Annotated in this window: 16 protein-coding genes; 11 read left to right on the forward strand and 5 right to left on the reverse strand. The window is 68.6% G+C overall.

The genetic code is table 11. The features are described 5' to 3' along the window. Window positions 1-25 precede the first annotated feature (25 nt). Window positions 26-928: a patatin-like phospholipase family protein gene (locus tag LIN44_RS19240; protein ID WP_227315858.1), complete on the forward strand. Its 903-nt coding sequence runs from the start codon at window positions 26-28 to the stop codon at window positions 926-928. 117 nt (window positions 929-1045) lie between these two features. Next, a complete protein-coding gene (locus tag LIN44_RS19245; protein WP_227315859.1) occupies window positions 1046-1657 on the forward strand; it encodes a TetR/AcrR family transcriptional regulator in 612 nt (203 codons plus the stop codon). A gap of 24 nt (window positions 1658-1681) precedes the next feature. On the opposite strand, the gene LIN44_RS19250 is transcribed toward LIN44_RS19245, so the two are convergent. The 3 genes from LIN44_RS19250 to LIN44_RS19260 form a co-directional block, all read right to left on the reverse strand. Beyond that, window positions 1682-2188 carry a hypothetical protein gene (locus LIN44_RS19250; RefSeq protein ID WP_227315860.1) on the reverse strand — a complete coding sequence of 169 codons (507 nt, stop codon included), beginning with the start codon at window positions 2186-2188 and terminating at the stop codon, window positions 1682-1684. A 194-nt stretch (window positions 2189-2382) separates the two neighbouring features. After that, window positions 2383-3120: an Hpt domain-containing protein gene (locus LIN44_RS19255; protein WP_227315861.1), complete on the reverse strand. Its 738-nt coding sequence runs from the start codon at window positions 3118-3120 to the stop codon at window positions 2383-2385. A gap of 1 nt (window position 3121) precedes the next feature. Next, window positions 3122-3745, reverse strand: coding sequence for a response regulator transcription factor (locus LIN44_RS19260; protein ID WP_227315862.1), 624 nt, complete (start codon window positions 3743-3745; stop codon window positions 3122-3124). A 497-nt stretch (window positions 3746-4242) separates the two neighbouring features. Between LIN44_RS19260 and LIN44_RS19265 the strand changes: the two genes are divergently transcribed. After that, window positions 4243-6228, forward strand: a complete 1986-nt coding sequence (locus LIN44_RS19265; protein ID WP_227315863.1) for a PAS domain-containing sensor histidine kinase — start codon at window positions 4243-4245, stop codon at window positions 6226-6228. Window positions 6229-6237: 9 nt separating this feature from the next. On the opposite strand, the gene LIN44_RS19270 is transcribed toward LIN44_RS19265, so the two are convergent. Then, window positions 6238-6711 (reverse strand): Lrp/AsnC family transcriptional regulator, encoded by a 474-nt coding sequence (locus tag LIN44_RS19270; protein WP_025581629.1) that lies wholly within the window; start codon window positions 6709-6711, stop codon window positions 6238-6240. A gap of 237 nt (window positions 6712-6948) precedes the next feature. Here LIN44_RS19270 and hppD point away from each other — a divergent pair, with 237 nt between their 5' ends. The 8 genes from hppD (at window position 6949) to LIN44_RS19310 (ending at window position 17254) form a co-directional block, all read left to right on the forward strand. Beyond that, a complete protein-coding gene (gene hppD / locus LIN44_RS19275) occupies window positions 6949-8028 on the forward strand; it encodes a 4-hydroxyphenylpyruvate dioxygenase (protein ID WP_227315864.1) in 1080 nt (359 codons plus the stop codon). 182 nt (window positions 8029-8210) lie between these two features. After that, the gene (locus tag LIN44_RS19280; RefSeq protein WP_227315865.1) at window positions 8211-9605 is read left to right on the forward strand and encodes an amino acid permease; all 1395 of its coding nucleotides are present in this window, start codon (window positions 8211-8213) and stop codon (window positions 9603-9605) included. Between the two features lie 109 nt (window positions 9606-9714). Then, entirely contained in the window at window positions 9715-10911 is a 1197-nt protein-coding gene (locus LIN44_RS19285; RefSeq protein WP_227315866.1) for an amino acid aminotransferase, read from the forward strand. Between the two features lie 413 nt (window positions 10912-11324). Next, window positions 11325-11897, forward strand: coding sequence for a (2Fe-2S)-binding protein (locus LIN44_RS19290; protein WP_227315867.1), 573 nt, complete (start codon window positions 11325-11327; stop codon window positions 11895-11897). Between the two features lie 8 nt (window positions 11898-11905). After that, entirely contained in the window at window positions 11906-12904 is a 999-nt protein-coding gene (locus tag LIN44_RS19295) for a xanthine dehydrogenase family protein subunit M (protein ID WP_227315868.1), read from the forward strand. Then, the gene (locus LIN44_RS19300; protein ID WP_227315869.1) at window positions 12901-15102 is read left to right on the forward strand and encodes a xanthine dehydrogenase family protein molybdopterin-binding subunit; all 2202 of its coding nucleotides are present in this window, start codon (window positions 12901-12903) and stop codon (window positions 15100-15102) included. The genes LIN44_RS19295 and LIN44_RS19300 overlap by 4 nt, the downstream gene beginning before the upstream one ends. A 104-nt stretch (window positions 15103-15206) precedes the next feature. Continuing rightward, complete coding sequence (locus LIN44_RS19305) at window positions 15207-16079, forward strand: MipA/OmpV family protein (protein WP_227315870.1); 873 nt, start codon at window positions 15207-15209, stop codon at window positions 16077-16079. Window positions 16080-16252: 173 nt separating this feature from the next. Continuing rightward, entirely contained in the window at window positions 16253-17254 is a 1002-nt protein-coding gene (locus LIN44_RS19310) for a tripartite tricarboxylate transporter substrate binding protein (protein WP_227315871.1), read from the forward strand. A gap of 44 nt (window positions 17255-17298) precedes the next feature. Here LIN44_RS19310 and LIN44_RS19315 read toward each other — a convergent pair whose 3' ends face one another. Next, a complete protein-coding gene (locus LIN44_RS19315) occupies window positions 17299-19524 on the reverse strand; it encodes a TonB-dependent receptor (protein ID WP_227315872.1) in 2226 nt (741 codons plus the stop codon). Between the last annotated feature and the right edge of the window lie 317 nt (window positions 19525-19841).

Below are 19841 nucleotides of genomic sequence, written 5' to 3' on the forward strand. Positions count from 1 at the left end.
ACAAGACACGGAGACCGCCGCAGCCATGGACAAGACAGCCTTTGTATTCGCCGGCGGCGGAAGCCTGGGTGCGATCCAGGTGGGGATGCTGCGTGAACTGGCGGCCTGGGGCGTGATGCCGGATATCGTGATCGGCGCGTCGGCCGGGGCCATCAACGGCGCCTACTTTGCCTGCAACCCGGGCGTGGCCGGCGCGCAGCGGCTCGACGCGCTGTGGCGCGCGATCCGGCGCACCGACATCCTGCCGTGGAGCTGGCGCAGCGTCTGGAACGTGTTCGGCGGCAGCCGCGGCCATCTGGTTGAGGCGACGGGGTTGCGCAGCCTGCTGGCGCGGCATTTCGGGCCGCGCCAGCTGGAAGCGGCCGAACTGCCGCTCCACGTGGTGGCGACCGACATGCACAGCGGCGACGAGGTGGTGCTGTCCAGCGGCAGCATCGTCGACGCGGTGCTGGCCAGCGCCGCCATCCCCGGCGTGTTCCCGCCGGTACAGTTCGCGGGCCGGACCCTGATCGACGGCGGCGTGGCCAACAACACGCCGGTGTCGACCGCGATCGGCCTGGGCGCCACCCGCGTGATCGTGCTGCCGGCGGGCTTTACCTGCGCCGAGCGCCGTCCGCCGCGCGGCGCGCTGGAGCATGCGTTCAACGCGCTGTCGCTGCTGGTGGCGCGCCAGCTGGTGCATGACCTGCAGCACTTCGCCAACCAGGCGCAGATCAGCGTGGTGCCGCCGCTGTGTCCGCTCGATATCTCACCCTACGACTACTCGCGCTGCGGCGAGTTGATCGACCGCGCCGCGGCCACCACCGCCGAATGGCTGCGCGGCAAGGGGCTCGAGACCCCACGCATCCCCGGCGCCCTCGCCCCGCATTCGCATGACGAGACGGCACCGAGCTGCAGTGCCGACATGCCGGCGGCAGCGCCGCACTGAAGCAACTGCCCGCCGCCGCAGGGTGACTGCGCGCACCCGCATTTCCGCATTGGATCGAAGCGCCGCGGTACCGCGGCGACGGCAAGCCGACCCCGCGCCGTTGCTACAATCCGGCCCATGCCCAGCCAAGCCGAACGCAGCGCCAGTACCCGCCAGTCCCTGATCGATGCCGCCGCGACCCTGCTCATCGAGCAAGGCTACGCGGCCTTTGCCGAAGCGCGCGTGTCCGAGCTGGCCGGCACCAGCCGCGGCTCGCTGCGCCACCACTTCCCGGAAGGGCGCTACGACCTGCTGCCGGCCATGCTGGAGTCGCTGCTCGAGCGCGAAGCCGACCGCCTGGCCGCGCTCGGGCCGCTGAGCCCGTCGCTGCGCCTGCACCTGATGCTGCATGTGCTGGCAAACCGGCCGCAGCGGCACGCCTCGCTGGCAATCCTGGAGGTGTGGATGGCAACGCGCGGCGACCTGCGCCTGGCCCGCGCGGTGCACGCGCCGCTGGCGGCGGTGCCGCAGCGGCTGTTCGGCCAGCCGCCGGACGCGCCGCCGCAGCCGGAATGGCTGGCGCTGCGTTGCTTCCTGCACGGCGCCACCTTGCACAGCTTCGCGCCGGACTACGATGGCCAGCAGTTGTCCGAGGCGGTGCGCTGGCTGATCGCCCAACTGCCGCGGCCCGACGGCCTGGACGCGCTGCTGGCCCGCATGCAGGCCAGCATGGAGGCCCGGCGGCGCTAGCCGCTCTCCGGACCACGCGCTAGCTCAAGGCAGCCGCGCCAGCAGCCGGTCGTGCAGCGCAGGCGGCAACACCAGCCGCCCCTTGCGGCCCGGCGCAGTGGGGTCGAACACCACGGCCTGCCCGTCCCAGCTGAGTCGCACCGGCCCCGCACTGGTGAAGGTGCGATGAGCCAGCACCCGGTCGCGCTCCGCGCCGTAGATCCGCAGCAATATCCGCTCGCCGCCCAGGTAGCAGTATTCGGCGGCGTACCGGGCGGCCGCATCGACCGCGGGAACCCTTCGGCAGTTGTGCGCGCCGGCCCGCTCGCTGACGCCGTGGCCGTATACGATGGCGGTCCAGATGGCGCCGACCGCCAGCACGCGTGCGCTGCTGACCAGCAGCATGCGCCGGGCGCGCGCGGGGCGCCCATGCGGCGACGCCATGACAAAGGCGACCGCGCGAAACGCGGCCCACCCCAGCAGCAGCAGCGCCACCGCGGCCAGGTGGAAATAGAACGCCGAATCCGGCATTGACGCCATGATATGGGCCATCCCTGCCCTCCTCCCCGTAAATGCCTGAAGCCGCTGCCAGCAAGGAGCGGGCAGCGCCCGGCATTTAACCAGTCCCGAACCGAATAAATCGGCGCCATTTATTCCTGACAATCGATAATGCGCGCCTAATTCCCGCCAAAGCACCAGAATAATCAAGCGCCGCCATGGCGCCAATTCGGTGTATTCCCGCTGTGCTATTTTCGCTGGAAGTTATCGGCCTGATTTGCGAGGGGCAGGCTGGCAAGCAGGCTCAGCAGCCGTGCCGCCGTTGGCGCCACGATCGCGGCCACCGCCGCGGCCGTGGCGGCATCGCCATCGCGCGCAGCCAGCTCGAGCCGCTGCGCCATCCGCCGCAGCGCATGGCACCCGACATAGTGGGCCGACGCCTTGAGCCGATGGGCGACACCGCGTACCGCCTCCAGGTCGTGCCCGGCCTGGCGCAGCTGCGCCAGGTCATCACGGGTCGAGGTCACCAGCGCCTGCAACAGTTCGTCGGCAAAGGCGGGATTGCCGAAGGTCTGGCCGGCAATGGCCCGGGCGATGCCCGCGGCCTCGCGCGCGGACAGCGCCACGTAGTGCTGGCCGGCCAGCAAGGCCAGCAGCGCCGCCTCGGTGACCGGCTCGCGCAGGCGGGCCACGGCGGGCTCTGCGCCGCTGACCGCTGGCGCTGCGCCGGGCGGGTGCACCACGGCGAAAACCGCGCCGCGGGCACGCCATGGGTGCATTTGCGGAGCAGGCATCCCGGCGGCGGCACTGGCCAGCACCAGCTCAACGTCGGCGGCCGGATCCCCTGCCGGCCCGCCCATGTCGATCTGCACCGTAAAGCCCAGGTCACGCAGGATCCGCGCGGCATCCGCGATCCAGGCCGAGTCGCCGGCGGGTGGTGCCAGCAACAAGGCACGGGGGCGGGACTGCGCATCGGCGGCGTTCACGTTATCCCACCGCAATATGGTGGCGCCGCGCAAAATCAATGACATCGACAATCGATTTTGCACCCAGTTTTTCCATCACCCGGGTCTTGTGCGTGCTTACGGTCTTGTTGGAAATAAACAAGACCTGCCCGATTTCCTTGTTCGACATGCCCTTGGCCAGCATCTGCATGACCACCAGTTCCTTGTCCGACAGCGAGGCGAGGCGCTCGGCCTCGTCGGCCAGTCCGGATTTGCCGTGATCGATCTCCGGCATGACGGTATAGCCCGCCAGCACGGACTCCGTGCACCGCACGATCTCGGCCAGTTCCTGCGTCTTGCTGACAAAGCCGTGGGCGCCGGCCTGGCGCGCACGGGGCGCAAAGGCGTTCTGGTCCTGGCCCGAGATGACCAGGATGCGCACCGCGGGGTGGCTGGCCTTGAGGCGCGGAATCACGTCGAGTCCGTTGATCTTGGGAATATCGAGATCGAGGATGACCACATCGGGCGTGTATTGCCGCACGATCTCGATGGCCGCCTGGCCATTGTCTGCCTCGAGCACATGGGTGACGCCCAGCACCTGGGAAAAGTGCGTCTTCAGTACGGCGCGCACGGGTGGGTGGTCATCGACGATCAGGATGGTGGTCAAGCTTGTACTCCGTTGCAAACTTCGCGTTTTCCGCGCGACCGGGCACATCATTGTGCTAAGCAATTGCGCCTTACGAAACCAGAAATTTCCGAGGCACCGGTGGTTTCTTCGGAAAGGCCACGCTCGGCGATGCGGCGCCGCGCTGCATGTGATGCGCGGTAAGCGTGCGGAAATTGCGATGTCGCCGACGTGCCCCGCATGGCGCCGCACGGCGGCCCCAGATTGTGTTGGATATGTGACGCCACAGGCGGCAAGGTGCCCGCGATATCGAAATTTCCGTATTAATTTCAGATTCGTCCTAATGAGATGGCGGGCCCGGCACCCTAGAGTGAAGGCACTTTACTGACCTTGCCAACCGCTTGTCGTTCTCTTCGCCCTCTTCTGCTTCGCCACCCGCCACCACGTGCCGGCACCGCGCCGCTTACGACTCCACCCCACCTGCCAGGCGCAGGTCGTGGGTCAGCCGGACCGCGCCGGTGCCGCGGCGCGCGTGCGCGATGGCGCTTGCCCTAGGCTTGTCGCTCGGCATCGCGACCGCTGCGCTGCCGGCGACCGTGCCAGGACCCGACGCTGCCGCATCGATGCCCGCGCTGACCGCCCCGACGCCGGCACCCGCACCGCACGCGCAACTGCTGGGCTGGTCCACCGCCGTGTTCTGTGCGGTCACGCCGTGCCTGCTGGCCTGGATCGTTGCCCTGTACCGCGAGGTGCGCCGGCGCCGCGCCGCCGAAACCGCCCTGCAAGACAGCGTCGCCATCCAGACCGCGCTGCTTGACGGCATTCCCCAGCCGGTCTATTTGCGCGATGCCGCGCTCCGGCTCATCGCCTGCAACCGCAGCTATGAGGAACTGCTGGGCGCCACGCGCAGCGCCCTGCTCGGGCAACCGCTCGACGCCGTCGCGGCGGCCCAGCCCCTTGCCATCGACATGGCGGAACTGGCGCACGACTACCGCCAGGTCATCGAAACCGGCGCGCCGCTGCGCTCGGACCGTTGCCTGCGGCTGGGCGACCGCACCATGCATGTGCTGAACTGGCTGACCCCGTTGCGCGGCGCCGACGGCACCGTCAAGGGCCTGGCCGGCGGCTGCGTCGACCTGACCGAGCGCCACGAGATGCTGGCCGAACTGGCCCAGGCCAAGACCGAGGCCGAAGCCGCCAACCAAGCCAAATCCGCCTTCCTGGCGTCAGTCAGCCACGAGATCCGCACGCCGATGAATGCCATCACCGGCATGCTCGAGCTGACGCTGGCACAGAATCACCTGCCGGACGAACAGCGGCTGCAACTGCTCACCGCCCACAAGTCGGCACTGGGGCTGCTGGCGCTGATCGACGACCTGCTCGACCTGTCCAGGCTGGAGGCGGGCAAGTTCCGCATCCAGCCGGCACCCGCGTCGCTGTCAGGCCTGGTCGACGAAAACCTGCTGATCTTCGGGCCCGTGGCCGCGCAAAAAGGCCTGCCTCTGACCAGCGGCGTCAGCGCAGCGCTGGCGCCGCTGCATCAGGTCGACGCGCTGCGGTTCCGCCAGATCCTGGCCAACCTGGTGTCGAACGCGGTGCGCTTTACCGACAACGGCACGGTCCACGTGCGGCTGGACGCGCAGGCGCCCTGCGACGGCATCCAGCAGGTCATGCTGACCGTTTCCGACACCGGCGTCGGCATCCCCGTCGAGGCCCAGGCCCGGTTGTTCCAACCGTTCGAGCAGGTGCACGAATGCGGGCGCGCCTCCGCTGGCGGCAGCGGGCTGGGACTGGCCATCTGCCGGCGCCTCGCCGCTGCCATGGGAGGCAGCATCGCGCTGACCAGCCAGCCTGGACGGGGCACGCGCGTGGTGGTGTCGCTGCCGCTGGCAATCGCCAGCGCGCCACAGCCGGCCGCTCCGGTGCCACCGGCGCCACCGTCACCGATGGCAGGTTGCCCGCGGCGCGAGGCCAGCATCCTGGTGATCGACGACCATGCGCCCAACCGCCTGCTGCTGCATCGCCAGCTTGAACATCTGGGCCACCGTGTGAGCACGGCGTGCGATGGGCGCGAAGCACTGGCCGCGCTGGACCGTGCCAGCTTCGACGTCATCGTCTGCGACTGCGCCATGCCGGTCATGGACGGTCTCGCCTTCACGCGCGCCGTGCGGGCCCGCCACGATGCCCACCGCTGCGTGCCTGTCATCGGCTGCACCGCCAGTGCCGTGGCCGGCGACCACGCCGCGGCGCTGGCAGCGGGCATGGATGCCGTGGTGGTCAAGCCGGTGGGCCTGCAAGCGCTGGATGCCGCGATATCGCAGGCTTGCGGCGGCCGGCCACGGACGTCCGAGGTACAGCCACCGGAACCTGCCGGCCAGGCGCGCGGGCAAGACCTTGCCCCGCCGGCCGGCGCGGAGGGCAGCGGCAGTCCCTGCCCGGCCGGCGCCGGCACGCAAGCATCATGGTGCGAGGTTTGCCGCGCGATGAACGTGCAATGCGACCGCATTGACCTGCCCGAGGACTGACCAGCCGCTTCAGGGCTCCATCGGCACCGCGCTGGTGCACTTGATCTCGTCCAGGCACACGCTCGACTTCACGCCGCTGACGCCGGGAATGCGCATCAGCGTATCCAGCAGGAAGTCGGACAGCGACTTGAGGTCGCGCGCGACCACCTTCAGCACGTAATCGATATCGCCAGTCACCGAGAAGCACTCCTGGATTTGCGCCAGCTCGGCCACCAGCCGCTTGAAGTTGGACAGGTCGCGGATATGCCCGCGCTCCATCGTCACATGGATAAAGGCGACCACGCCGAAGCCCAGCGCCGCGGCGTCCAGCCGCGCCTCATAGCGCTTGACCAGGCCGGCTTCTTCCAGCCGGCGGTGGCGCCGCAAGGTCTGCGCCGGCGACAGCGCGATGGCCTCGGCCAGTTCCAGGTTGGAGGCGCGCCCGTTCTCCTGCAGCACCCCGAGCAAGCGGCGATCGGTGCGGTCCAGCTCGATTGATTGCACTTCGGTTTCCTCGTTTCAAGTCTTCAGGAAATCAAATTTCATAATCTAGGGTTTCCCTGCCTGTTTTACGAAATCCAATTTTGCCGCCCCGAATATACACTGCATCCCAAGCAAGCGCACCGCAAACCCGTGCCGTCATGGGCCCGGTGCCGAGCCGGCTGGCCCCGGCGCGACTGCGCAAGCATGTGCTGAAGCCACAATATTATTTCCCGCCCCTACGTTCTTACCGAGAAAGCCATGGCCGACCTGTTTGACAATCCGATGCAGCTGATGGGCTTCGAATTCGTGGAATTCGCCTCGCCCACGCCCAATGTGCTCGAGCCCCTGTTCGAGCAGATGGGCTTCACGCTGGTGGCAAAGCACCGCTCCAAGGATGTGCTGCTGTACCGCCAGGGCGAAGTGAACTTCATCGTCAACCGCGAGCCGCACAGCCACGCCGCCTACTTTGCCGCCGAGCATGGCCCCAGCGCCTGCGGCATGGCGTTCCGCGTCAAGGACTCGCACAAGGCCTATGCGCGCGCGCTGGCCCTGGGCGCGCAGCCGGTCGAGATCCCGACCGGCCCGATGGAGCTGCGGCTGCCGGCGATCAAGGGCATCGGCGGTGCGCCGCTGTACCTGATCGACCGCTTCGAGGAAGGCAAGTCCATCTATGACATCGACTTCGAGTTCATCGAAGGCGTCGACCGCCACCCGGTCGGCCACGGCCTCAGGCTGATCGACCACCTGACCCACAACGTCTACCGTGGCCGCATGGCTTATTGGGCGAATTTCTACGAAAAGCTGTTCAACTTCCGCGAAATCCGCTACTTCGACATCCAGGGCGAGTACACCGGCCTGGCCTCCAAGGCCATGACCGCGCCGGATGGTAAAATCCGCATTCCGCTGAACGAGGAATCGTCCAAGGGCTCCGGCCAGATCGAAGAGTTCCTGATGGCCTTCAACGGCGAGGGCATCCAGCACATCGCCTTCCTGACCGACAACCTGATCGAGGTCATCGACCGCCTGCAACTGGCCGGCGTGCCGCTGATGACCGCGCCGAACGACTACTACTACGAGGCGCTCGACACCCGCCTGCCCGGCCACGGCCAGCCGGTCGAGCAACTGAAGTCGCGCGGCATCCTGCTGGACGGCACCACCGAAGGCGGCAAGCCCCGTCTGCTGCTGCAGATCTTCTCCAAGACCGCGCTTGGCCCGGTGTTCTTCGAGTTCATCCAGCGCCAGGGCGACGAAGGCTTCGGCGAAGGCAACTTCAAGGCACTGTTCGAGTCGCTGGAACGCGACCAGATCGAACGCGGCACGCTCAAGGTCGAGGCCTGACCGGCATCGGCCTTGCCTGACCGGCCGCCTTCGGCGGCGCGCCGGTCCGGCAACGCGCACGCCCCGCGCGGCAGACATCCTGCCGCGCGCGCGGCGACGACCCCCAGGCCCAAGCGTCCGACTCCGACAAAAGCCAGAGACGCGGGCCCGCATTCCATGAGAATGGGTAGAGGAAACACTGCATGCACTCCAGCAACAATGACGGCTCGCTCAAGCGCGGGCTGAAGAACCGGCACATCCAGCTGATCGCCCTGGGTGGCGCCATCGGCACCGGACTTTTCCTGGGCATCGCCCAGACCATCAAGATGGCGGGGCCTTCGGTCCTGCTGGGCTATGCGATCGCCGGCATCGTGGCGTTCTTCATCATGCGCCAGCTGGGCGAGATGGTGGTGGACGAGCCCGTCGCCGGCTCGTTCAGCTACTTTGCCGACAAGTACTGCGGCCACTTCGCCGGCTTCCTGTCGGGGTGGAACTACTGGGTGCTGTACATCCTGGTGAGCATGGCGGAACTCTCCGCCGTCGGCATCTACGTGCAGTACTGGTGGCCGGAGATTCCCACCTGGGTCTCGGCGCTGGCGTTCTTCGTCATCATCAACGCGATCAACCTGGCGAGCGTGAAGTCCTTCGGCGAGATGGAATTCTGGTTCTCGATCATCAAGGTCGCGGCGATCATCGGCATGATCGGCTTCGGCGGCTACCTGCTGCTGTCCGGCAATGCCGGCCCGCAGGCCAGCGTGGCCAACCTGTGGCAGCACGGTGGCTTCTTCCCCAACGGCATGGGCGGCCTGGTGATGGCCATGGCGGTGATCATGTTCTCGTTCGGCGGCCTGGAGCTGGTGGGCATCACCGCGGCCGAGGCGGACGCGCCCGAGAAGACCATCCCCAAGGCCACCAACCAGGTGATCTACCGCATCCTGATCTTCTACGTGGGCGCGCTGGCGGTGCTGCTGTCGCTGTACCCGTGGGAGAACGTGGTCACCGGCGGCAGCCCGTTCGTGCTGATCTTCCACGCGCTGAACAGCAACTGGGTCGCCAACGTGCTGAACGTGGTGGTGCTGACCGCGGCGCTGTCGGTCTACAACAGCGGCGTGTACTGCAACAGCCGCATGCTGTACGGCCTGGCCAAGCAGGGCAACGCGCCCAAGGCGCTGCTCAAGGTCAACCAGCGCGGCATCCCGCTGACGGCGCTGGCCTTCTCGGCCGTGGCCACCGCGGCCTGCGTGGTGATCAACTACTTCATGCCGGGCAAGGCCTTCGAGCTGCTGATGGGGCTGGTGGTGTCGGCGCTGATCATCAACTGGGCCATGATCAGCCTGATCCACCTGAAGTTCCGCGCCGACAAGCGCAAGGCCGGCCAGGCCACGGCGTTCCAGAGCTGGGGCTATCCGCTGACCAACTACCTGTGCCTGGTGTTCCTGGCCGGCATCCTGGTGGTGATGTACCTGACCGAAGGCCTGCGCATCTCGGTGTACCTGATCCCGGTGTGGCTGGCCGTGCTCGGCGTGAGCTACCTGGTGCGCCAGAAGAAGGCCGGCGCCGCGCTGCAAGCCGGCGTGGCCGCGCAGCAGCTGCGCTGAGCCGCCAGGCGGCGCCTGCAGGCTGCGGGCGCCGCCGCCGGTTAAAATCCCGGGCTGCGCGGCGCCTTGCGCTGCGGCAGCCGCCCCCGACCCAACTCCATCGCATCCCATGTTCGCACACATCGAGGCCTTTCCCGGCGATCCGATCCTCTCGCTCAACGAGGATTTCCAGCGCGACCCGCGCACCGACAAGGTCAACCTCAGCATCGGCATCTACTTTGACGACGAGGGCCGCCTGCCGGTGATGCAGGCCGTGGCGCAGGCCGAGGCCGCGCTGCTGGCCGACATGGGTCCGCGCCCCTACCTGCCGATGTCGGGCCTGGCGGCCTACCGCAACGCGGTGCAGGCGCTGGTGTTCGGCGAAGACTCGCCGGCGCGCGCCGCCGGCCGCATCGCCACGCTGCAGACGCTGGGCGGCTCGGGCGCGCTGCGCGTGGGCGCCGACTTCCTCAAGCGCTACTACCCGCAGGCGCAGGTGTGGATCAGCGATCCCAGCTGGGAAAACCACCGCGTGGTGTTCGAGCGCGCCGGCTTCACCGTCAATACCTACCCGTACTACGACGACGCCACCGGCGGCCTGAAATTCGACGCCATGATGGACGCGCTGCGCGCGATCCCGGCCGGCAGCATCGTGCTGCTGCACGCCTGCTGCCACAACCCGACCGGCGTGGACCTGAACCAGGACCAATGGCGCCAGCTGATCGCGCTGCTCAAGGCCAACGGCTTGCTGCCGTTCGTCGACATGGCCTACCAGGGCTTCGGCGCCGGCCTCGAAGACGACGCCTTCGCCATCCGCGAACTGGTGGCGCAGGACGTGCCCTGCCTGGTGGCGAATTCGTTCTCGAAGAACTTCTCGCTGTACGGCGAGCGCTGCGGCGGCCTGAGCGTGTTCTGCAACACCGCGGCCGAAGCGGCGAACGTGCTGGGCCAGCTGACCGGCGCGGTGCGCGCCAACTACAGCAACCCGCCCACGCACGGCGCACGCGTGGTGGCCAAGGTGCTGACCACGCCCGAGCTGCGCCAGCTGTGGCAAGACGAACTGGCGCAGATGTGCGGCCGCATCGCGCGCATGCGCGAGGCCATCCACCACCACCTGCGCGAGCACGTCAGCGGCGAGGCGCTGTCGCGCTACCTGACCCAGCGCGGCATGTTCACCTACACCGGCCTTAGCGCCGACCAGGCCGAGCGCCTGCGCGAACAGCACGGCGTATACCTGCTGCGCTCCGGCCGCATGTGCGTGGCCGGGCTGAACGAGCGCAATGTCGGCATCGTGGCCAAGGCCATCGGCAGCGTGCTGAAGGGGTGAAGGACTGAAGGGCTGAGGACCCCGCACAACCAATGGTGTGCTCCCTCTCCCGCGTGCGGGAGAGGGCTGGGGTGAGGGCAGGTGTATCCGCGAAGTCCGGCCTGCAGTATGCCACCGCCTGCCCTCACCCCCTGCCCCTCTCCCGCACGCGGGAGAGGGGAGCGAACCAGCAGCATGGCGGATTTCAACGAATCTGACGGCGCCCTCTGGCGCCGTTCTTGTTTTCATCGCCACGGTTCGCGCCAGCGTAATTTCTACACGCACCGCGTGACGTTTTTGACGCTTGCCGCACGGTCTGGCCGGGCTGCGAGCGGCGCCACGGCCCCGGGCAGCGCCCGGCACTGAACTTGCAGCCTTCCGGTATTCCCGGCGCCGCCCGATGACGCGCCGGGGCTCCGACAGAAGGCTTGCCCATGTCCGAAGACAACGTTCCGGTCCATTGCAGCACCGCAGCGCCGCCGGGCGCCGCTGCGCGCGCGGTGACGCTCCACGTCAACGGCAAGCCCTGCACGCTGCAACTGGAACCGCGCTGCACGCTGCTCGACGCGCTGCGCGAAATCCTGCATCTGACCGGCGCCAAGAAGGGCTGCGACCGCGGCCAGTGCGGCGCGTGCACGGTGCTGGTCGACGGCCGGCGCATCAACGCCTGCCTGACCCTGGCGGTGATGCAGGAAGGCCGCCACATCACCACCATCGAAGGCCTCGCCAGCGGCGACACGCTGCACCCGATGCAGCAGGCCTTCGTCACCCACGACGCGCTCCAGTGCGGCTTCTGCACCCCGGGCCAGATCTGCTCGGCGGTGGGCATGCTGGCCGAGGCGCGGGCCGGCCATGCCAGCGCGGTGCGGCCGCTGGGCCCGGCGCCGCTGCCGCTCGGCGACGACGAGATCCGCGAGCGCATGAGCGGCAACCTGTGCCGCTGCGGCGCTTACCCCAATATCGTTGCCGCGGTCCGCGCAGCCTGCGGCACGGGCGGCGGCAGCTAAGGCCGACCATGAATCCTTTCGCTTATGAACGGCCGGGCTCGGTCGACGAGGCCCTGCGCCTGGGGAGCCAGCCGGGCGCGCGCTATGTCGCGGGCGGCACCAACCTGCTGGACCTGGTCAAGGCCGGCGTGGAAGCACCGCGGCTGCTGGTCGATGTCAGCCGGCTGCCGCTGGCCCAGATCACGGCGCTGCCCGATGGCGGCCTGCGCCTGGGCGCGATGGCCAGCAACACCGATGCGGCCAACCACGCGCTGGTGCGCGAGCGCTATCCGCTGCTGGCGCAGGCGCTGCTGTCGGGCGCCTCCGGGCAATTGCGCAATATGGCGACGGTGGGCGGCAACCTGCTGCAGCGCACCCGCTGCCATTACTTCTACGACCTGGGCTTCCCGGCCTGCAACAAGCGCAAGCCCGGCTCGGGCTGCGGCGCGCGCGACGGCATCAACCGCATCCACGCCATCCTGGGGGCCAGCGAGCATTGCATCGCCGTGCATCCGTCCGACATGTGCGTGGCGCTGGCCGCGCTCGAGGCCGTGATCGTGGTGCGTGCCACCACCGGCGAGCGCCGCATCCCGATCAGCGATTTCCACCGCCTGCCCGGCGACACCCCGCAATGCGACACCATGCTCGCGCCCGGCGAGCTGATCGTCGCCATCGACCTGCCGCCCTCGCCCTACGCGGCCCACGCGCACTACCTGAAGGTGCGCGACCGCTCCAGCTTTGCCTTTGCCCTGGTCGCGGTCGCCGCGGCGCTCGACCTCGACGGCAACCTGGTGCGCAGCGCCCGGCTGGCGCTGGGCGGCGTGGCGCACAAGCCGTGGCGCGTGCCGGCCGCGGAGCGCGCCCTGGCCGGTCGCCCGCTGAGCGCGCACAGCGCGGCGGACGCCGCGCGGCTGCTGCTCGACGGCGCGCACCCGTACGCGCACAACGCGTTCAAGATCGGCCTGGCGCAGCGTGCCGTCGCACTGGCGCTGCAAGTCGCCAGCCGCCCGCAAGGAGCCCAGCCATGAGCGTGACCGGCACCCCGCTCGACCGCGTCGACGGCATCGCGAAGGTCACCGGCCGCGCCCGCTACAGCGCCGACCACACGCTGCCGGGACTGGTCCATGCGGTGATGGTGACCAGCACCATTGCCCGCGGCGAGATCGTCGCCATCGACACTGGCGCGTGCGAGCGCATGCCGGGCGTGCGGCTGGTGCTGACGCCGTTCAACGCCCCGCACTTGCCCAAGGGCGGCAAGGCGGCCGCGGACATCCCCACCGCCGGCCATGTCATGAGCCTGCTGCAGGACACCGCGGTCCACTACAACAACCAGCCCATCGCCGTGGTGGTGGCGGATACGCTCGAGCAGGCCCGCGACGCCGCCCGCTGCCTGCCAGTCCAATACCGCCCGGCCGATGCCGTGCTGGACTTCGCGCAGGCCCGCGCGCGGCCCCGCAAGCCTGAGGAAGATGCCGACCGCCGCCGCGGCGACACCGACGCCGGCCAGCGCGGCGCCGCTGCCGTGATCGACGCGGTCTACACCACGCCGATGGAACACCACAACCCGATGGAGCCGCACGCCACGCTCGCCGCCTGGGATGGCGACCAGCTGACCCTGTACGACGCGACCCAATACGTCACCGGCGTGCGCAAGGCGGTCGCGGCGGCGTTCGGCATGGCCGCGGACAAGGTGCGCGTGATCTGCCCGTACGTGGGCGGCGGCTTTGGCTGCAAGGGCTCGGTGTGGTCGCACGTGGTGCTGGCCGCGATGGCCGCGCGGCAGGTCAGCCGGCCGGTACGGCTGGTGGTGGAACGGACCCAGATGTTCGGTCCGGTGGGCGGACGGCCGCTGACCGAGCAGCACGTGGTCGCCGCCGCGGCAGCCGATGGCGCGCTGCGCGCGCTCCGCCATGACGTGACCGCATGCACCGCGGCGATCGAGGAATGGCTGGAATCCGCCGCGCTGATCACGCGCCGGCTCTACGCCTGCGCCAACGTGCAGACCAGCCACCGGCTGGTCGAGCTGGACATCGGCACGCCCACCTTCATGCGCGCGCCTGGCGAAGCCCCCGGCAGCTTTGCACTGGAATGCGCGCTCGACGAACTGGCGCAGCGGCTCGGCATCGATCCGGTCGCACTGCGCCTGCGCAACCACGCCGACACCGATCCGGACCAGCAGCTGCCATTCTCGAGCAAGTCGCTGCGCGAATGCTATCGCGACGCCGCCGAGCGCTTCGGCTGGGCGCGCCGCGATCCCGCCCCACGCTCGATGCGCGCCGACGGCAAGCTGGTGGGGCTGGGCATGGCCACCGCCACCTATCCCACCTACCGCTCCCCGGCCAGCGCGATGGTGCGCCTGCTGGCGGACGGCACGGCGCTGGTGCGCTCGGGTTCGCAAGACCTGGGCACCGGCACGTATACCGTCATGACGCAGGTTGCCGCCGATGCGCTGGGCCTGCCGCCGGCGCGCGTGCGCTTTGAACTGGGCGACACCGCTTTCCCGGAGGCGCCGGTGTCGGGCGGCTCGCAGTCGGTGGCGAGCGTCGCGCCCGCCGTGCAGCAGGCGGCCCAGGCGGCGCGGCTGCGCCTGATCCGCCAGGCCGTGGCCGATACGGCCTCGCCGCTGGCTGGCGCGCCGGTGGAGGACGTGGAGATGGTCGATGGCTGGCTGCAACGCCGCTCGAAGCCGGCGCAGCGCGAACCCATGTCCGCGCCGATCCAGCGTGCCGGCGGCCGTGCCATCGAAGCCCGCGCCAGCACCAGGCCCGGCAAGGAGCGCCAGGCGTATTCCATGCACGCCTTCGGCGCCGTCTTTGCCGAAGTCCGCGTCGGCCCCGAGCTGGGCGAGATCCGTGTCCACCGCGTGGTTGCCAGCTACGGCGCCGGCCGGCTGCTGAACCGCAAGACCGCGCACAGCCAGCTGATCGGTGGCATCGTCTGGGGCATCGGCATGGCGCTGCACGAGAAGACCGAACTGGACCTGGCCACCGGGCGCGTCGCCAATGCCAACCTGGCCGAGTACCACGTGCCCGTCAATGCCGACGTCGGCAGCATCGAGGTCACGGTGGTGGACGAGGACGATCCGCATATCAATGCGCTCGGCACCAAGGGCATCGGCGAGATCGGCATCGTCGGCGTGGCCGCGGCCATTGCCAATGCCGTGTACCACGCCACCGGCCGGCGCGTGCGGGACTTGCCGATCACGCTGGACCAGCTGCTGGACTGATCATCAGGCGAGAGCGGCAGGCCTCCCGCGTCGGCCGCGCCAGTGGTTGCGCGGCCGGCGATCCGGTGGAAAGATGTCGCCCACGGGCCGCGCGCCCGCAACCCATGGAGGCTGCCGTGACCGAGCGAATTCCACCGCGTACTTCCTCGTGCATCGCGCTGCTGCTGGCCGCCGGCGCGGTGCTGGCCGCCAGCCCGGCTAGCGCCCAGACGCCGGCGCCGCTGGCCGAATGGCAGTTCTCCGCCGGCATTCCGCTGCAGAAGCTGTTCCAGGACGACATCCCCGACTGGCAGGTGCGGCTCGGCGCCGCCGCCATGCTGCGGCCGCGCTACGATGGCTCGTCCGAGTACATCGTGCTCGGCGGCCCCAGCATCGATATCCGCTACCGCGACCTCGCCTTCGCCTCGATCGGCGAAGGGCTGGGCGTGAACCTGCTGCGCGGCAAGAACTGGCGCGCCGGCATTGCGCTGACCTACAACCTGGGCCGGCGCGGAGAGGAAGACTCGCCGCACCTGGATGGCATGGGCAATATCAACCCGGCGCCGGAGGGCAAGCTGTTTGCCGAATACGCGGTGTCGAAAGCATTTCCGCTGGTGCTGCGCATCGACGCGCGCCGCAGCCTGGGCGGCAGCGACGGCTGGATCGGCGACATCGGCGCCTACATGCCGCTGCCCGGCAGTTCGGAGCGATTCTTCTGGTTCGCCGGCCCCACCGTCACGCTGGCCGACTCGCGCTACATGAACGCCTGGTACGGCGTCAGCGCCGCGCAGGCGCGCGCCGGCCGGCCGCAGTACCACGCGCGCGGCGGGATCAAGTCATACGGCTTCGGCGTGACCTCGGTGTGGTACTTCGCCAAGCACTGGTTTGCCAGCTCGGACGTGGCCGTGTCGCAGTTGGCGGGAGATGCGGCCGACAGCCCGATCACGCGCAAGCGGACCAACGCGGTGTTCGACCTGTCGGTCAACTACGAATTCTGACGAGCGTCGCGGCGAGGCTGGTTCGGCTATCGCACAGTGGATCGCCCGCACCGGTGATTCCGCCGCCCTCGGTGCGGCACCGTGCCGACTGCGTCCCGCATAATTGGCCGGCCGGATCTCCGGCCGCAGGCCCCGCCAGGGGATTGCCAAGCATGCAATAGAAGGAGACGTAGTTGAAGTCCAGCATCAAGCATCGCGTCGCGCGCCGCGCGCGTTCCATCGCCATCGCCGTCGCCGGCGTGGCCGCCGTCCACACCGCCCCCACTGCCCTTGCCGCCGATGCCTGGCCGGCCAAGCCGATCAAGGTGATCGTGCCCTACACCCCGGGCGGCTCCACCGACACGGTTTCGCGGGTCGTGTTCGAGCAGGTCTCGCAACGGCTGGGCCAGCCCATCATCATCGAGAACAAGCCCGGTGCCAACAGCACCCTGGGCGTCGGCGTGGCCGCGCGCTCGGCGCCGGACGGCTACACCTTTGTCTCGGTGCTGGCCGCCTACAGCGCCAACATGTCGCTGTATTCGAAGCTCAGCTACAAGCCCGCCGACCTGGTGCCGGTGGCTGAAATGGCGGAACTGCCGCTGTTCCTGTTCGCCAGCAAGAAGCTGCCGGTCAAGACCGTGGCCGAACTGGTCGACTACGGCAAGAAGCATCCCGACACGCTGACCTTCGGCTCCAGCGGCGTCGGCAGCTCCGCGCACCTGACCGGCGAACGGCTGGCGATGGAATCGAAGCTCAAGCTGACCCACGTGCCGTACAACGGCAGTGCGCCAATCTTGCCCGCACTGGTGTCCGGCGAGGTCTCGGTGGCGTTCGACCCGCTGCTGGTGCCGATGCCGCACGTCAAGTCCGGCAAGATCAACGTGCTGGCCGTCGCTTCCGCCAAACGCTGGCCGGGCGAGCCCAATATCCCGACCATGGAAGAAGCCGGCTTCCCCGGCTTCGTCATGAGCTCATGGACCGGCCTGCTGGCGCCGGCCGGCACGCCGCAGCCCATCGTCGCGCGCATGGCCCGGGAAATCGCCGCGGCCACGCGCAGCCCGGAAGTCACGAAGAAGCTGACTGACCTCGGCTTTGTGCCGGTGGGCGGCACGCCCGAGGAATTCCGCAAGCTGATCGAGCGCGATACCAGGCGGTATGCGGAGATCGTCAAGGCGGGCAAGATCACCCTCGACTAAGGCCGTGGCTGGCGGCGCCGACGCCGCCAGCCACGATGCACTGCTTACCAGCGGCGCTGGTACATCGCCGTCAGCGTGATGCCCGCTGCCGGCAGCCGGCTGGTGTTGTTGCTGTTGCGCAGCAGCTGGCTGTACAGCGGATAGTAGTTGCGGTTGAACAGGTTCTCGATGCCGACCGTGATCGTATCCTTGCGCGTCAGTTCGTAGCGGCTGATCAGGTCGACGGTGGTATAGCTGCTGACCTCGCGCCGGCCGAAGCTGTTCTGGCCGTTGAGGCGGTAGTCGCGGCTGGCGTAATAGCTCAGCTGCACGCGGTTGCTCCACTGGCTCACGGGACGGAACTGCAGGTACGCCGTAACCTTGAACGGCGGGATGCGGTACCCGGTCATGTCCTGCATGCTGGCGCTGCCCTGCGGGCGTTCGCGCCCGTTGATCCAGGTGACGGTGCCGCCCGCGCCCCAGCGCTCGTCGTCCGAGCGGTAGTCCGCCGCCGCTTCCACACCCGCGATGCGCTCTTCGGTGCGGGTCAGGATCAGGCCGTTGTTGAAGCTCTGCACGTCGCCAAGCTTGGACGTGGTGTAGAACAGCGCCACGCTGGCCAGCGTATTGCCGAGCGCGCCGCGCCAGCCCAGTTCGTAGTTGTTGGTCTTGACCGGATCCAGGCTGGACGAATTGATGTCGAAGCCGGCACGCGCATTGCGGATCTGCAGGCCAATGTCCGGCAGCTGGAAGCCCTGGCTGAACGAGGCATAGAACTCCTGGCCCTTGACCGGCGCATAGGCCGCGCCCAGGTTGAACAGCCACGCGCCATAGTTGACCGTGCCGCCCTTGACCGTGGCCGGGTTGCTCACGCGCGATTGCGACAGCGGCACGAAGTCATCGAAGCTGGCGCTGGCGCGCTCGTAGCGCAGGCCGCCCTCGGCCGACCACTGCTCGCTGAACTTGTGCTGCAGCTGGCCGAAGATGCCGCCACTGCGCGTGGTCAGCGGCGGCATATAGGTGGCCGTGCCGATGCGGTTGAAGACCAGCCCGCCGCTGCTGTCGTAGGCGCGCGGATCGAACAGGTCCAGCGGCATGTCGCTGCGTTCCTGGTTGTAGTCGGCGCCCCACAGCAGCTTGGTGGCCTTGGCCTGGCCCAGCGGCGTGCTGATGGTCAGGCGGCCGCCGAACACGTCGCTGTTCTGGCTGATCTGGTCGACATTGCCGCCGCGCGTGGCCACCGCGCGCGCATCGAACGGCGGGAAACGCGTGAAGTAGTCGCGGTAGTAGAACTGGCTCGATACCGTGCTGCCGAACAGATCCTGGTGCTTGTAGTCCAGGTTGACCACGGTATTGCGCAGCTCGTTCTGGTCCTCCAGCTGCAGGCCGCGGATGGCGCGCGCGGCGGTCGAGCCGGCGGGCGCGCGTGCCACCGACGGATCGGACGCATAGTCGGTGTTCTGCTTCGCCTGGTAGCGGCTGACGCTCAGCTGCAGCCGCTGCTGGGCGTCGATGCGCCAGCCCAGCTTGCCGCTCACGTTGTAGACGTTCGAATCAAAGAGATCGCCCTGGCTGGGCTCCGGCGCAATGCGGTGGCCTTCGGCATCGTAGGGGCTGCCGATGCGCTGCGCGCCCAGGTGGAAGGCATAGTCGATCGGCCCCTGGCTGCCGGAAAAATGCTGCTGCACGTTGGCGCTCAGCCCTTCCTTGCTCAGCCGCGTCAGCGGCGTGCCCAGCGTCACCGTGGTGTCCGCGCTCGGCGGCCCGCCGGCCTGGCGCGTGGTGATCGAGATGATGCCGCCGCTGGCACCCGCCCCGTAGAGCGCGCTGCTGCCGCGCAGCACTTCGATGCGCTCGATATTGCTGGGGTCGATGGTCGCCAGGTTGCGTGCCGAGTCGCGGTTGGTGTTCAGCGGGATGCCGTCGACCAGCACCAGCGCGCTGCGCCCGCGCAGCGTCTGGCCGAAATCCGTCACGGTGCGGCTGGAATCGGCCATGCCCGGAATCACCTTGCTGAGCATGGTGGCAAGGTTGGTGGACCCCGTGCGCAACTCCTCCAGCTCCTCGCGCTCGATCACCGTGACCTGCCGCATCGGGTTGACCAGGTCGCTCTTGATCCGGTCGACCCGCACCTCGACGGCATTCAGGCTGCCCGCTTCCACCGACGCGGCCGGTGCCTGGGCCTGGGCGGCGGCGATCAGCGGCAGCGTGCCAGCGATGGCACAGACCAGCAGGGACAGCGGGCGGGGACGAAGGGCGAAACGGATAGAGGTGGCCGGATGGGGTTGCATGGTGGCAGCAAGCGCGCAGAGGGTTTTAATGATTTGTAACAAAACCGGAAATGATAATGATTCCCGGTTGTGTTAGCAAGCGCGAATGCGGCTTTGCTTATGTTTGGCAAGGCATATGGCGGCGCAGGACGCGATCGGAACCTGCCCTGGTTGCCGTGATAGAGTCGGTCTTCAATCGCGCCGGCACGCACAGCATGACCGACCTGATCCCGCCTATCGCGATTCGCGCACCACGGTGCTGTCGCTCGCTGACGCCCTGGCACTGCCTGGCTGAGTCACCAAATTCCAGCAGCGCGGGCACACCAACGACTGAGGAG

The organism is Cupriavidus sp. MP-37 (assembly GCF_020618415.1).
Classification (GTDB): domain Bacteria; phylum Pseudomonadota; class Gammaproteobacteria; order Burkholderiales; family Burkholderiaceae; genus Cupriavidus.